Source organism: Methanomicrobiales archaeon (assembly GCA_030019205.1).
Taxonomy (GTDB): domain Archaea; phylum Halobacteriota; class Methanomicrobia; order Methanomicrobiales; family JACTUA01; genus JASEFH01.
In genome coordinates this window covers 1-14535 of the sequence record JASEFH010000001.1, presented here as the reverse complement: position 1 = coordinate 14535, position 14535 = coordinate 1, and the positions used below count along the sequence as shown (strand labels likewise).

The following is a 14535-nucleotide window of genomic DNA, read 5'->3' as shown; positions in this document are numbered from 1 at the left end:
GAGACGGCTCGGCAAGGGGATATTTATATGGAGGGGATAGGATGTATTGCGATCTCCAGGAACCGCGAAGAGAAGCCGGCGAATAATTCTTCCGTCACCTCGAGGAGCCCAAACGTGAAGCCTGAAGCAGAACAGGGAATCCGGCCACGGCATGGGTGAGAGCGCATGCGCCCCATCACCGAAGACGCGCTTCGCTGGATCGGGTTGGTCTCGATAACATTTATCCTCTGGTTCCTCTATCTGAACTATCCAGACTTCTGGCTCGGCAGACTGGTCCTCACATTCCTTGGGATCTCCATCATTCACCTCTTTATCCGGGTCCTGTTTGAAAACCTTGCCCTCTTCAGTATCGAAGATCCCAAGATGCGGTATTCCTTCCGGAAGGGCGTATCTGTTCTCTTTTATTCTCTTATCACGGTAACCGTCTTGGCCATCTGGGTACAAAATACCCAGGCCCTGCTGGTATCCTACGGTATTATCGCTGCAGGAGTGGCCATCGCCCTTCAGGATGTCATCCGGAACTTCGCTGGAAGCGTCTTCATTCTCGTCTCAAGGCTGTATACCGTGGGTGACAGGATCGAGATTAACCGGGTTTTTGGCGATGTCATCGACATCGGGATCTTCAACACCACATTAATGGAGTTCGGGGGATGGGTGGAGGGCGACCTGCCGACCGGACGGATCACGCTGATCCCGAACGGCTATGCACTCTCGAACACCGTGTACAATTATACCAAGGACTACAACTTCATCTGGGACGAGATTGCCGTCCCGATCACCTATGAGAGCGATTGGAAGCAGGCGATCTCGATATTTTCAGCAATCCTGGAGACGGAGACTGTGGAAGTCTCGGCCTATGCACGGGGAGAGATCGAACGAATCGGAGAGAAGTACTATTTTCCCAGAAAAGTGGTCGATCCTCGTCTGTTCGTCACGCTAACGGACAACTGGATCACGTTCTCTCTGCGGTACGTCACCCCGGTGCGGGAGCGACGAGTACTCCGTGACCACCTGAGCCGCCGCATTCTGGAGGCCGTGGAGCGATCCGGATCCCTGCAGATCGCCAGCGAGACGATGACGATAACCGGCAGGCACCGGGTCCGCCTGGAGCAGCCGTAGAAGGCGGACGGGGATGCGGTAGCGCCAGATCCTCCATCAATCCTCAACTCCTTGGCTGTCCCCACCAGCCTGGAGCAGCTCGGGATTCCGACGATAGTGCCGTCGGGCAGGCGTCCGCCCCGGAATGCGGCTGCTCCTCTCCCTGGCAGACGGGGGCAATCCCTACCGCTAGACGGTCCCTGCCGCTCCGGAATGCTCCGGCCTTCTTTTTATACCCGGGCGCCAACATCTTATCCAATCATGGCAGTCCATCCGATAGAGTTCCGGTACGGGTCGCCGGAGATGCGTGCGGTCTGGTCCGAGGAGAACCGCTTCCGCTGCATCGTGCAGGCTGAAGTAGCGCTGGCCTTTGCGGAAGCCGAATGCGGCCTTATTCCGCCCGAGGCGGCACGGACAATCGAAGAGCGCTCTCCTGCGGCCTCCCTGGAGCGGGCCAAGGCGATCGAGAGCGAGATACACCACGACATGATGGCCGTGGTAAAGGCCGTGGCCGAGGTATGCGGGGACGCCGGGCAGTGGGTCCACTACGGCGCCACGTCCAACGATATGCTCGATACCGCCACGGGTCTCCAGATCAAGGCTTCTCTCGCCCTGATCGAGGAGAGGTTATGCAGTCTTCTCTCCGTCCTGCTGGCCCGGAGCCGGGAGACGCGGACGCTCGTCGCCGCCGCTCGGACGCACGGGCAGATCGGGGTGCCGACCACGTACGGGCTTCGGTTTGCCATATGGGCGAGCGAGGTCGGGCGGCACATCGAAAGGCTCCGCGAGATGCGTCCCCGCGTCGAGGTGGGGCAGCTCACCGGGGCCGTCGGAACGCAGGCGGCGCTGGGCAGGGCGGGGATGGTGGTGCAGCGGAGGATGATGGAGATCCTCGGCCTCTCCGCCGTCGATGTGTCCAACCAGCTGATCCAGCGGGATCGCTACGCGGAGTACTTCATGTTCCTCGCCAACGTCGCCACCACGCTCGACAAGATTGGAATCGAGGTGAGGACGCTCCAGAGGACGGAGATCGCAGAGGTCGAGGAGCCGTTCGGAGAGCGGCAGGTGGGCTCCAGCACGATGCCGCACAAGAGGAATCCCATCAAGAGCGAGCAGATCGGCGGCCTCGCCCGCATCGTCCGTTCGGCGGTGGAACCCGCCCTCCTGAACAACACACTCTGGGACGAGCGGGATCTGACCAACTCTTCCGCCGAGCGGGTAATCTTCCCCGAGGCCACGATCCTGACGGACCACATCCTCCGGGTGATGGAGTCCGTGCTGCGGGGGCTGCGCCTGAACCACGAGAACATCGAGCGGAACCTCGCCCTGCTTCAGGGCGTCAACATGGCGGAGGCGGTCATGATCCGTCTGGCCGATCGCGGCATGGGCCGCCAGGAGGCCCACGAACGCCTCCGGGTCGCCAGCATGCGGGCTCTGGAGGAGGGGCAGGGGCTTGCCGACGTTCTTGCCTCCGACCGCGACGTACTCCGGTACCTGTCCCCGGAGGAGATCGCGAACCTGCTGGATCCCGCCCAGTACATCGGGACCGCCGTCCAGCAGGTGGATCGCGTGATCGAGAAGCTCACGCCTCTATGCGGCTTATAGGCTGGGTTGAGGTCGACGGACGGATTCTGACCCGCTCCGAAGTCGAAGAGGCTGTCGCTTCGCAGCCCGGGAGTATACGCAGGTTCGGCGGCGAGTTTTTCCTCGCCTTCGGGAACTGCCAGGCCCGGGATCGCTTCGGGATCGTCCCGGGCAGCATCCCTCCGGGCTCTATCGTGTGCGACGGCCGGATAAGGGGGGAGGTGGATCCGGCACCGGAGCCCCTCGATCTCGAGACGGCGATCTGCACGGCAGTCAATCTGCGGAGCGACGAGGGGATCGTCGCCTTCTCGGGCGGCCTGGACTCGAGCCTGATCGCCCGCCTCGCCGGGCTGGAGTGCGTCACCGTGGGCATTCGGGATTCGCACGACCTGCTGAGAGGAAAACATGTTGCGGACCGGCTGGGATTGCCCCATACCTCGGTCGCCGTCTTGCACTCCGACGTTGAGGCAGCCCTGCATGTGGTGGTGCGGGCGATCCCCTCGGTAAATCCGCTCACCGCCTCCATCGCCACCACACTCTTCTTCGTTGCGCGGCATGCGGCCGAGCTGGGCTACCGTCGGGTGTTGACCGGCCAGGGGGCCGACGAGCTCTTCGGCGGCTACTCGCGGTACCTGCGATCGGTCGACCTGGAGGCAGACCTGGAACGGGACTTTCTCGCTTTGCAGGAGCAGGTGGCCCGCGATCAGGCCGTCGCTCGCCTGCACGGCGTCTGCCTATCGCTGCCCTACATGGACGTGCGGGTGGTGCGGGCGGCACGCGCAGTTCCCGCTGAAGAGAAGATCGCCGGAGGATTCCGCAAAATTCCCCTCCGGATCGTGGCGGAGCGGCATCTGCCCTCTGACATCGCGTGGTACGAGAAGAAGGCAATGCAGTACGGAAGCGGCATCTGGCCTGCAATCCGCACCCTCGCACGCAGGAAGGGGCACCGAACGGTCGCTCGGTATCTGGGTGCGTTGAGAGAGACACCTCCCGGCGATAGTCCCCCCACCCCCCACTGAAGATACTCTGAATATGCCTCGGTTGCGCCGGGGAATATCGCAGCATTTTTTCCGTAATTCGGGTCTCCGGCCGGCCCCGGTTCCGTGATCGGTGGAATCGGGATCACAGGGATGGATGGAAGCTCGTTCCCGGACGATCCATTGTCCCCTTGGCGAGAGACCTCCCATCCGCCGTATCGGCCGGGAAGGATATCGGAACCCGTGCGGCCGACAGGACGGATGCGGGATCCAGGCTGCAAACCTACGTTCGAAAGCTGCATCCCTCCGTCTCGTCACGTGCAAGCCCTATCGTATTCGTGGGATATCAAGAGGGAAGGAGGCGCACCCCCTCCCCTCACCCTGCAGGTCACGACATGCTCGGAGGGGGCGGAAGGTTTTCATCCTCACTTTCGGCCCGGCAGCCCGCCGCCTCCCCGTCCATCAGCCTCCGTACGAGACCGGATCAGGAGGGTAATCCCGATCGTGCGCACGCACGGAAACCGCAACGGGTTCCTTCCTGCCGGGCGGCATCGCGCGCTCCCCTCCGGCAGCCCGATTCTTTTAAGAGGGTACCGAGCACATGTATTCTGACACGTGCTGATATGCTCCAGGAAAATATCTGTTGCAGTCTTTCCTTTTCGGGATTATGACAGAAATTTACGCGTCCAGGCGAAACATAACGGTTATAAAACCCCCAGCGGTACATGGATCACGGAAGGGAGGAAGTGGCGTGGTATCCAGTCAAGAGGTAAAGCACATCGCGGAACTGGCGGACATCGGGATCACGGGGGAGGAGCTCGAGGAGTTCACCCGGCAGTTCAACGGCATCCTGGAGTATTTCGGCATCCTGGACCGGGTGCCCGGGGCGGGATCCGTCCGCTCCGCGGCGTGCAACGTGATGCGGGAGGATGACGTCGTCCCCTCCCTGTCCCACGAGGACGTGGTGCGCCTGGGCGGCGAGACGGAGGACGGGTATATCAGGGCCCCCAGAGTGATGTGATGGCAGAGACTCTTGTATTCGATGCGGAGGATCCTTACAACGCCTTCATCTCCCGGCGGGATAGGGTGCCCTGCGGCGAGGGGAGACTCTCGGGGTGCATGATCGCGGTGAAGGACAACATCTCCACGCGTGCGTTCGAGACCACCTGCGGCTCGAGAATTCTGAAAGGCTACACGCCTCCCTACGATGCCCACGTGGTCACCCTCCTCGAGGCAGCCGGGGCCGCGATCGTGGGCAAGACGAACATGGACGAGTTCGGCATGGGCACCACCACCGAGAACAGCGCCTTTGGCCCCACGCTGAATCCCCGCGACACCACCCGGGTCCCCGGGGGTTCCTCCGGAGGAAGCGCCGCCGCGGTTGCCGCCGGCATGGTGCGGATGGCGCTCGGCAGCGATACGGGGGGCTCCATCCGCTGCCCTGCCGCATTCTGCGGGATCGTCGGTCTGAAGCCGACGTACGGCAGGGTCTCCCGCTTCGGCCTGGTGGCGTACGCAAACTCCCTGGAGCAGATCGGTCCGCTCGCAGGGACGGTGGAGGACGTCTCGCGCATGATGGAGGTCATCACCGCCCATGATCCCTGGGACTCGACATCCGTCTGCGCCCCCTACACCCATCGCCTGTCCGGCGACATTCGGGGGATCCGCATCGGCGTCCCCGCAGAGTTCTTCGGTCCCGGCGTCGATCCCCGGGTGGCAGATGCCGTCAGGAAAGCGATCGACACCCTGGCGTCTCTGGGGGCGGAGGTGACGGAATGCCGGATGCCCAGCATGGAGTATGCCCTCGCCGCCTACTATGTTACCTGCATGAGCGAAGCATCCTCCAATCTCGCCCGGTACGATGGGGTTCGCTACGGCCTCCCATCCGATTACAAGCGGGCCTGGCATGACGCCTTCCAGGATGTGCGGAGGGCAGGATTTGGGAAGGAGGTGCGAAGGAGGATCATGCTGGGGACGTTTGCACTCTCGTCGGGCTACTACGGCAGGTACTACGGCAAAGCCCAGGTGGCGCGCCAGAACGTAAAGGCTGACTTTGCACGCCTCTTCGACTCGGTGGACCTGATCGCCGGCCCCACCATGCCCACGGTCGCCTGGAAGCTCCGGGAGAAGTCCGATCCGCTCTCCATGTACCTCTCGGACATCCTCACGGTCCCTGCGAATCTGGCGGGCGTTCCCGCAATCTCGGTCCCCTGCGGGAGCGTGGATGCGATGCCGGTCGGTCTGCAGCTGATGGGGAGGGCGTTCGAGGACGAACGGGTGATCGATGCGGCCTATGCGTACGAACAGGAGGCGGGACCATGCAGGTGATCATCGGGCTCGAGGTGCACTGCCAGCTGAACACGGCAACCAAGCTCTTCTGCGGCTGCTCCACAGACTACCGCGACGATCAGCCCAACACCCACGTCTGCCCGATCTGCATGGGGCTCCCCGGTGCCCTGCCTCTCCTCAACAGAAGGGCGGTCGAGTATGCGCTGCGGGTGGCGAAGGCGCTGGAGTGCGAGGTCCTGGAAGAGTCGGAGTTCGCCCGGAAGAACTACTTCTACCCCGATCTCCCGAAGGGATTCCAGATCACGCAGTACGACAGACCTCTCGCGGTGAGAGGCCACTTGGAGATCGAGGGTGAGGACGGCACCGAGAAGAGCATCCGCATCACCCGCGTCCACATGGAGGAGGACCCGGGGCGCCTGGTCCACGTCGGTGCCGCCGACCGCCCGCGCTACTCGCTCGTGGACTACAACAGAAGCGGCGTCCCCTTGATCGAGATCGTCACCGAACCCGATCTCCGCTCTCCCAAGGAGGCCCGGCGATTCCTGAATGTCCTGCGGGCGACGCTCGAGTACCTGGGCGTGTTCGATCCCGACAGGGAGGGATCCCTGCGGGTGGACGCCAACGTCTCCCTGGAGGGGCACGAGCGTGTGGAGGTAAAAAACATATCCTCGTACAAAGGCGTGGAGAAGGCCCTCACCTACGAGATTACGCGGCAGAAGAACCTGATCCGGAGGGGGCAGACGGTAGAGCGCGAAACTCGCCATTTCCAAGAGGGTCGGGGCGTCACCGCATCCGCCCGGAGCAAAGAGATGGAGCACGACTACCGCTACTTCCCCGAACCGGATCTCCTGCCGCTCCACGTGAGGGGCTGGGCGGATGGGATCGTGCTCCCCGAGCTTCCGGCCGCCCGGAGAGCCCGCTGCATGCGGCAGTACGGCATCTCGGCCAACCATGCCCGCACACTGACGGGCGAACTCTCCGTTGCCGACTTCTACGAGCGGGTCGCCCACGTGGATCCGCTCCTCGCGGCCACCTGGGTGGCGGACACACTCCTCGGAGAACTGAACTACCGCTGCATCGATATCGGCATCCTGCCGCCGGAACGGTTCGCCGAGCTCCTGATGCTCCTGAAGAGCGGGACGATCACGGATCGGGCCGGGGTCGAGGTGCTGCGCGTCATGCTCGATCAGGGGCTCCAGGGACGGGAGATCGAGCCGCCTGCCGCGATCGTGGAGCAGCAGGGGTTGGCGAAAGCCGCCGGCTCCGCGTTCGCGGACGCGGTGAGGGATGTGATCGGCGAGAATCCCCAGGCGGTGAAGGACTACCGGGGCGGCAGGAAGGAGGCATTCAACTACCTGGTAGGGCAGGTCATGAAGAAGACCCGAGGACGGGCGGATCCGAAAGAGATCCGCGAGCTCCTGAAAGGCACACTGCAGCAGGGCGAGGTGGAGTGAACAGTGCACCTGATCATTACCGAGAAGAACATTTCAGCGCAGCGCATTGCCCATATCCTGGCAAATGGACGCCCCGTCGCCACGCGGAAAGAAGGGGGCGTATTCACCTACGCCTTCGACAGAACCGTGGTCGTCGGGCTGAAGGGTCACGTGGTGGAGGTAGATTTCATCCCCGAGTATGCGGACTGGAGGAGCGAACGCTACACACCGAGGAGCCTCATCCATGCCCCGACGATCAAGGTGCCGACCGAGACGAGAATCGTGAGCCTCATCCAGAAGCTCTCCCGGCGCTCGGATCGCGTGACCATCGCGACTGACTTCGACACGGAAGGCGAGCTGATCGGGAAGGAGGCCTTTGAACTGATCCGCGCGGCGAACCCCGATGTGCGGATCGACAGAGCCCGGTTCAGCGCCATCACCCCGACGGAGATAAAACGGGCCTTCGAACAGACGACCGATCTTGATTTCGACCTCGCCGCCGCCGGCGAAGCCCGGCAGGTGATCGATCTGGTATGGGGGGCATCCCTCACGCGGTTCATCAGCATTGCCGCACGGCGGGGCGGGAAGAACATCCTCTCCGTGGGGCGGGTGCAGAGCCCCACGCTGGCGATGATCGTGGACCGCGAGAGGGAGATCGAAAAGTTCGTTCCGCAGAAGTACTGGACGCTCCGCCTGGAGACGGAGAAGGCGGGCCAGCCGTTCGAGGCGCGGCACCGTGTGAACCGGTTCGCTGACAGGGAGGCTGCCGTGCGCGCGCGCGATGCCACCGTCGAGCCTCTCACGGTCACGGAGGTCGTCGAAGGCGAGAAGACGGACCGCCCCCCGGCCCCCTTCGATACGACCGCCTTTATCGTCGCGGCCGGTCGGATCGGATTCTCCGCAAACCGCGCCATGTCGATTGCCGAGGATCTCTACATGAACGGGTTCATCTCGTACCCCCGTACGGACAACACTGTATATCCTCCGTCCCTCGACCTTCGAGGTATCCTGAAGACACTTCAGGGCTCGGACTTTCGTGCGGAGGCGGAGTGGGTCTCCGCCCACCTCCGCCCTGCACCCACCCGCGGCAAGAAGTCGTCGACCGACCATCCCCCCATTCATCCCACGGGCGCCGCGAACCGTCAGCAGCTCTCCGAAGAGAGATGGCGCATCTACGAACTGGTGGTGCGCCGCTTCCTGGCGACACTCTCCCCGGATGCCCGCTGGTGCACCGTGAAGTGCTCCTTGAAGGCGGGAGGAGAGCCCTACATCGCCACCGGTGCACGGCTGCTCGAGGAGGGGTGGCGCAGGATCTATCCCTACAGCAGGGCGGAGGAGCACATACTCCCTGCGCTCGCCGGGGGCGAGCGGCTTCCCATCCGCAACGTCATCTTCGAGGAGAAGGAGACCCTTCCCCCTTCCCGATACTCGCAGAGCCGCCTGATCCAGCAGATGGAGGAACTCGGACTCGGCACCAAGAGCACCCGCCACGAGGTGATCGGTAAGCTCCTCTCACGGCGCTACGTCGAGGGGAATCCCCTCAAACCGACGCCTGTGGGACGGGCAGTGACCGAGACCCTTGAGAACCATGCGGACACCATCACGAAACCGGATATGACCCGCACCCTGGAGCAGCACATGCAGCAGATCCGTGAGCGCGGCCGCCATCGGAACGACGTGGTCGAGGAGTCGCGCCGCATGCTCGACCAGGTGTTCGACGAGCTCGAGTCGCACGGAGGAGAGATCGGCGACGAGATCATGGAGAAGACCGACCAGGAGCGGATTCTCGGCAGGTGCCCGGTCTGCGGCGGCGATCTGCGGATCTGCACACCGCGCGGCCCCAGCCAGTTCATCGGCTGCAGCCGGTACCCCGACTGCGGCTTCAACATCAACCTCCCGGGCTCCCAGTGGGGCAAGGCGATCCGATGCGACGCGATCTGCCCGGAGCACGCCCTCCATCATATCCGTCTCGTCCGGAAGGGCGCACGCCCCTGGGAGTTCGGATGCCCCCTCTGCTCCCACATCAGCTCCAGCCGCGAGGCGCTGTTCATGATGCCCCACATGACACAGACCCTGCTGGAGAAACTGCATCGCCGCCATATCTACACCGCATCCGAGATCGCGGGGAGCCTTCCGGAAGGCCTCTCCGATATCCTCGAGATCGGACTCGTGGAGGCCGCCACGCTCATCACCGAGGCGAAAGAAGTGCTCGTCCTCCTGCGCCGCCGCTCCGAACTCCGCAGTTTCGTGCGAAAGCACATCCGACCGCGCCGCGGTCGGAGCCTCTCGGATCTGATGAACCGGCTCTATATCAGAAACATCTGCGATATCCGCGCCCTCTCGGCCACAAGTGCGGCAATCCTGCAGGAGGCCGGGATGAGCGAGAGCGAAGCAGGTGCCCTGCTCAACGATGCCCGTGCGCTCTGCCGGGAGCGCATCCTGCGGGACAGCGGCATCCCCATGGTCAGCCTGAAGAAGTACCAGAAGGCAGGGATCGTCGATCCCGAAGAGTTCTGCACCCTGCATCCCGTCTACATAAGCAGCCGGACCGGCATCCGCCTGGATACGGTATACAAGCACGTGGAGAAGGTGTGCAGCTTCCTGGGCAGGAGGAGTCCCGAGAAGATCGGCCAGGCGGCGGTGGAGCGGGGGCGAAAGGACCTCCTGCGCATCCCCGGCATCGGGGAGAAGACTCTGGAATCCCTGTACCGGGCGGGAATCGTGGATCCCGACGGCCTCGCCCGCGCCGATCCGGAGCAGGTCTCGATCCAAAGCGGCATTCCTATTAACGCACTCAATGAGTACATCTTAGCGCTGAAGAGATCGAGTCGCACCGAACCGGCCGGTCCGGCCGGGCAGGCGGCTACACGGTGAGATGCGGATGCTCCCGAGATGGAAGAACTGGGTCCACGTGACCAAGCTGGATCCCGAAAAGACGCTGCCCCCGCAGAAGCTCGAGGCGGTGATCACCAGCGGCACCGATGCACTGATGCTCTCCGGCACCCTGAACGTCACGCGGGAGAATCTGGCGAACCTCCTCGAACAGGTGAAGGCCTACCAGATACCGCTGGTCGTCGAGCCGGCGGATCCCCAGGGGGCGCGATTCGACGGCGTCGACCTGCTCTTCGTGCCCAGTGTCCTGAACAGCACGGATACGCAGTGGGTGGTCGGGAAGCACCGGGACTGGGTGATGAACCACGCCGTGGACTGGAGCAGGGTGATTCCGGAGGCGTACATCGTTCTCAACCCGAACTCGGCGGTGGGAAGAGTGACCGCATCCACCTGCAGCCTCTCTCCCCGCGAAGCGGCCGCATTCGCGCTCATCGCCGAACGCTACTTCCGGTTTCCCATCGTTTACGTGGAATACAGCGGCATGTACGGGGATCCCGCCATGGTGAAGGCGATCTCCGACTGCCTGGGGGGCGACGCGGTTCTCTACTATGGAGGCGGGATCGACTCCGCCGAGCGGGCTGCCGAGATGGCGAAGTACGCGGACACCATCGTGATCGGCAACGCGGTCTACACGCACGGTGCCGAGATCCTGAAGGCGACGGTCAGGGCCGTCCAGTAGAGCCCCGGGATATGGCCGACGTCGAGATCGTGCTGGTGGAGCCCCTGAACGAAGGGAACGTGGGGTTCGCCGCGCGCGCCATGAAGAACTTCGGCTTCGAGCACCTGGTCCTCGTCAACCCCTGCCCCCTCGGGGGCATGGCACGAGCCTGTGCATCCCATGCGAGAGACGTTCTTGAGAACGCCCGAATCGCCACGTTCGGGGAGGTGTACGAGAACTCTGACATCATGGTCGCGACGACGGGCGAGGTGAGCCGATCCGTATGCACCTCCATGCGCATGCCCTACTACAGCCCGCGGGAACTACGGGAGATCCTGGAGGAGATCGGGGGAAGAGTCGCCATCCTTTTCGGGCGGGAGAACTGGGGCCTCAACAACGACGAGGTGGCGATGTCCGATCTCATCTGCACCATTCCCGCATCGGAGGCGTACCCGATCCTGAACCTCTCCCATGCCGTTGCCATCGTCTGCTACGAACTGGCCAATCTTCCCCGCGGCGCCTATCCGGTTGCGAGCCGGCTTGAGATGGACCACCTCTACAGCCATATCGACCAGTTTCTGAATCGGATCGAGCATCCCGCCTTCAAACGGGAGAACACCATGCTCATGGCTCGCAGGATCCTGGCCCGAACGAAACTCACCACCCGCGAGGTGAGCACCCTGCACGGGATTCTCCGCCGCGCCGAGTGGCATATCAATAAGGGTAAGACCAGAAAGACCGAGATCTGATCCGGATGATCCTTGTCGACTGGCAGATCGTTGATCGAATCCGCAGGGGGCATATCCGCGTGGAGCCCTTCGACGCGAAGTACGTGCAGCCCAACTCCCTGGATATCCGCCTCGGGGATCACTTCGTCTGGTACGAGCGGGGGGATGCGGTTATCGATCCCTATGACCGGGAAACCGTCGTCTGCGGCGTCCGGCAGATGCACGCCCCTTCGATCGATATCCCGCCGGGTCTGTTCGTGCTGGCAGAGACGCTGGAGACGATCGGACTCCCGGACAACATCGTGGCGAGCATCGAGGGCAAGAGCAGTATCGCCCGGCTCGGCATTGAACTGCATCAGACGGGGGGCTGGATCGACGCCGGCTTTCGCGGCACGATTACGCTCGAGATGTGCAATGTCAACCAGCGCCCCGTGCGGGTGTACGCGGGGATGCCGATCGGTCAGCTCGTATTCTACACGACGGAGCGCGCCGAACGGCCTTACAACCTGAAGGAGGATGCGAAGTACCGGGACCAGCGCCAGGCGACGCTCTCCCGCTACCACGAGAACCCGAGAGACTGTTTGCATTAATAAACCCCTCTCTCCAATACTTTACCGGAGTACTTCGAGGTCACTACCATGCGGCTTCTTCTGATACATTCCGATTATATCGAATACGAGGCCCAGAAAGAGACACCGGTGGCTGAATCCGGTGCCGTACTGAAGGATGCGCTAGAAGAGGCGCTTGTTGTCTTCTGCGCCGTGGAGGAGTCGGATACCCAGGATCTGGACGATGTCATCCGCCAGGCGGCAGACGAGATCGCCGCCTCGGCACAGCGGGTGAACGCGAAGAGCATCATGCTGTATCCCTACGCGCATCTGAGCAGCGAACTCGCCCCTGCGGAGACTGCCGTGGCGACCCTTCGTGCCCTGGAGGAGCGGCTCCGATCCCTGGACGGCATTACGGTGAAGCGAGCGCCGTTCGGGTGGTACAAGGCGTTCCGGCTCTCCTGCAAGGGTCATCCCCTCTCGGAGCTCTCGAGAACCATTCTCCCCGGGGGCGAGACCCGCCTGCAGGAGAAGTCGAAGGTCCTGCACGAGTTCTTCGTCCTCACCCCAGATGGGAAGCTGCACGACCCGGGGAAGTACGTCGATGACACCCCCTTCGGCAGTCTGCTGAAGAAGGAGCTGGGTCTGCCCGTCTCCCCCGGCGGGGAGCCCATCCACGTGGATCTGATGCGGAGCAAGGAGCTCGTGGACTACGAGCAGGTGAGCGACGTGGGTCACCTCCGCTGGATGCCGAGGGGAAAGCTGATGCGGGATCTGCTCGCCGACTATGTGCTCACCATCCTTCTCCCCTACGGTGCGATGCCGGTGGAGACGCCGGTGATGTACGACCTGGGGGAGAAGGCAATCTGCGAGCATGCGGCGAAGTTCGGCGAACGGCAGTACCGCTTCAAGAGCGGAACGCGGGACATGATGCTGCGGTTTGCCGCCTGCTTCGGGATGTTCTCCATCATGCACGGGATGTACATTTCCCCGAATTCGCTGCCCCTGAAGATGTACGAGCTCTCCACCTACTCCTTCCGCCATGAGCAGCGGGGCGAGGTGATCGGGTTGAAGCGGCTGCGGGCGTTCACGATGCCCGACATGCATACCCTCTGCCGTGACATGGATCAGGCGCTCCAGAGTTTCGAGGAGCAGCTCCACATCGGATACCGGACCGGAAGGGATCTCGAGATCCCCTACGTGAGCGCGTTCCGATGCACGCGGGACTTCTTCGAGCAGCACGGCGACTGGATCCGGAAGGTCGCCCGCGATATCGGCGAACCCATCCTCCTTGAGATCCTGTCCGAGCGGGTGCACTACTGGGTGGCGAAGATCGATCTCGCCGCGATCGACGCCCAGGGGCGCCCCATCGAGAACCCGACGGTCCAGATCGATGTGGAGAGCTCGCACCGCTTCGATATCAAATATTATCAGGACGGTACCGAGATCCATCCCCCCATCCTGCACTGCTCCCCCACCGGCAGCATCGAGCGGGTGATCTGCGCACTCCTGGAGAACACTTCTGCCCGGAAGGTTCCGATGGTCCCAACCTGGCTGTCCCCCACCCAGGTGCGGCTGATACCGATCGCCGACCGGCACAAGCCGGTCGTGGAGGAGTACGCGCAGGAACTGAACAGGGCGTGCATACGCACCGACATGGACGACCGTGAGGAGAGCGTGAACCGCAAGGTGCGTATGGCCGGCATGGACTGGGTCCCCTACGTGGCAGTGATCGGCGATCGCGAGGCGGAACGCGGAACCCTGACCGTCACCGTGCGGAGGCTCTCGGACCCCCAGAAGCCCTACAAGACGGAGATGAGCGTTCAGGACCTCATCGCCACGGTCAAAAAAGAGACAGAGGGCATGCCATACCGCCCCCTCTACACGCCCGTGAGACTCTCACAGAAGCCGCGGTTCATCTAAGGGTATCCGGTTCCCCCCTCCGGCCCGGTCCCCCCTCCCAAGAGAATCTTTTTTGGCGAGCCGCATCCAACCGGCGAACATGTGTCAGATACTTGTTCCCCTGAAGGGAAAGAGCGGGGCGGGCTACGTGATACCCCTCGGCCCGGCCAACCTGGTCTTCGTGATCACCGATGCTGGCATGGTCGGGTGCGGTGCATTCGACGTGATGGCTCTGGAGAAGTTCGGGTATCCGGCGGCACGGGTGGGACCTGCGACCGGTCCCGCGATCTCGTCGATCGAGGATCTGCTGGAGGGGATCGTCCGGGATGCCAACCCCTCGGCGGAGCGGCGCGGGATCCGGGGCGGCATGACGGGAAGGGAGGCGCTCGATCGCCTCTGATCCCTCTCGTCCGTTCGGGGAGGCGC

12 protein-coding genes are annotated in these 14535 nt (G+C 63.2%); all 12 read left to right on the top strand.

Features of this window, described 5'->3' with window-relative positions; translation table 11 throughout:
* Positions 1 to 165 precede the first annotated feature (165 nt).
* The 12 genes from QMC96_00060 (at position 166) to QMC96_00005 (ending at position 14509) form a co-directional block, all read left to right on the top strand.
* Positions 166 to 1119: a mechanosensitive ion channel gene (locus QMC96_00060; GenBank protein MDI6875152.1), complete on the top strand. Its 954-nt coding sequence runs from the start codon at positions 166 to 168 to the stop codon at positions 1117 to 1119.
* A 240-nt stretch (positions 1120 to 1359) separates the two neighbouring features.
* Positions 1360 to 2703 (top strand): adenylosuccinate lyase, encoded by a 1344-nt coding sequence (gene purB, locus QMC96_00055; protein ID MDI6875151.1) that lies wholly within the window; start codon positions 1360 to 1362, stop codon positions 2701 to 2703.
* Positions 2691 to 3701, top strand: a complete 1011-nt coding sequence (locus QMC96_00050) for an asparagine synthase C-terminal domain-containing protein (protein MDI6875150.1) — start codon at positions 2691 to 2693, stop codon at positions 3699 to 3701. The genes purB and QMC96_00050 overlap by 13 nt, the downstream gene beginning before the upstream one ends.
* A gap of 709 nt (positions 3702 to 4410) precedes the next feature.
* Positions 4411 to 4680 carry an Asp-tRNA(Asn)/Glu-tRNA(Gln) amidotransferase subunit GatC gene (gene gatC, locus QMC96_00045; GenBank protein MDI6875149.1) on the top strand — a complete coding sequence of 90 codons (270 nt, stop codon included), beginning with the start codon at positions 4411 to 4413 and terminating at the stop codon, positions 4678 to 4680.
* Positions 4680 to 5987: an Asp-tRNA(Asn)/Glu-tRNA(Gln) amidotransferase subunit GatA gene (gene gatA, locus QMC96_00040; GenBank protein MDI6875148.1), complete on the top strand. Its 1308-nt coding sequence runs from the start codon at positions 4680 to 4682 to the stop codon at positions 5985 to 5987. Before gatC ends, gatA begins: the two co-directional genes overlap by 1 nt.
* Complete coding sequence (gatB, locus tag QMC96_00035) at positions 5978 to 7402, top strand: Asp-tRNA(Asn)/Glu-tRNA(Gln) amidotransferase subunit GatB (GenBank protein ID MDI6875147.1); 1425 nt, start codon at positions 5978 to 5980, stop codon at positions 7400 to 7402. Before gatA ends, gatB begins: the two co-directional genes overlap by 10 nt.
* A 3-nt stretch (positions 7403 to 7405) precedes the next feature.
* Entirely contained in the window at positions 7406 to 10255 is a 2850-nt protein-coding gene (locus QMC96_00030) for a DNA topoisomerase I (GenBank protein MDI6875146.1), read from the top strand.
* A gap of 7 nt (positions 10256 to 10262) precedes the next feature.
* Positions 10263 to 10952 (top strand): phosphoglycerol geranylgeranyltransferase, encoded by a 690-nt coding sequence (locus QMC96_00025; protein MDI6875145.1) that lies wholly within the window; start codon positions 10263 to 10265, stop codon positions 10950 to 10952.
* Positions 10953 to 10963: 11 nt separating this feature from the next.
* Entirely contained in the window at positions 10964 to 11680 is a 717-nt protein-coding gene (locus QMC96_00020; GenBank protein MDI6875144.1) for an RNA methyltransferase, read from the top strand.
* A 5-nt stretch (positions 11681 to 11685) separates the two neighbouring features.
* A complete protein-coding gene (dcd, locus tag QMC96_00015) occupies positions 11686 to 12249 on the top strand; it encodes a dCTP deaminase (protein ID MDI6875143.1) in 564 nt (187 codons plus the stop codon).
* Positions 12250 to 12297: 48 nt separating this feature from the next.
* Positions 12298 to 14130 carry a threonine--tRNA ligase gene (locus tag QMC96_00010; protein ID MDI6875142.1) on the top strand — a complete coding sequence of 611 codons (1833 nt, stop codon included), beginning with the start codon at positions 12298 to 12300 and terminating at the stop codon, positions 14128 to 14130.
* Positions 14131 to 14209: 79 nt separating this feature from the next.
* The gene (locus QMC96_00005) at positions 14210 to 14509 is read left to right on the top strand and encodes a YunC family protein (protein ID MDI6875141.1); all 300 of its coding nucleotides are present in this window, start codon (positions 14210 to 14212) and stop codon (positions 14507 to 14509) included.
* Positions 14510 to 14535: the final 26 nt, after the last annotated feature.

Coding starts and splice junctions, on each gene's coding strand:
- QMC96_00060 (MDI6875152.1), top strand. CDS start 166: ATGCGCCCCATCACCGAAGACGCGCTTCGCTGGATCGGGTTGGTCTCG.
- purB (MDI6875151.1), top strand. CDS start 1,360: ATGGCAGTCCATCCGATAGAGTTCCGGTACGGGTCGCCGGAGATGCGT.
- QMC96_00050 (MDI6875150.1), top strand. CDS start 2,691: ATGCGGCTTATAGGCTGGGTTGAGGTCGACGGACGGATTCTGACCCGC.
- gatA (MDI6875148.1), top strand. CDS start 4,680: ATGGCAGAGACTCTTGTATTCGATGCGGAGGATCCTTACAACGCCTTC.
- gatB (MDI6875147.1), top strand. CDS start 5,978: ATGCAGGTGATCATCGGGCTCGAGGTGCACTGCCAGCTGAACACGGCA.
- QMC96_00025 (MDI6875145.1), top strand. CDS start 10,263: ATGCTCCCGAGATGGAAGAACTGGGTCCACGTGACCAAGCTGGATCCC.
- QMC96_00020 (MDI6875144.1), top strand. CDS start 10,964: ATGGCCGACGTCGAGATCGTGCTGGTGGAGCCCCTGAACGAAGGGAAC.
- dcd (MDI6875143.1), top strand. CDS start 11,686: ATGATCCTTGTCGACTGGCAGATCGTTGATCGAATCCGCAGGGGGCAT.
- QMC96_00010 (MDI6875142.1), top strand. CDS start 12,298: ATGCGGCTTCTTCTGATACATTCCGATTATATCGAATACGAGGCCCAG.
- QMC96_00005 (MDI6875141.1), top strand. CDS start 14,210: ATGTGTCAGATACTTGTTCCCCTGAAGGGAAAGAGCGGGGCGGGCTAC.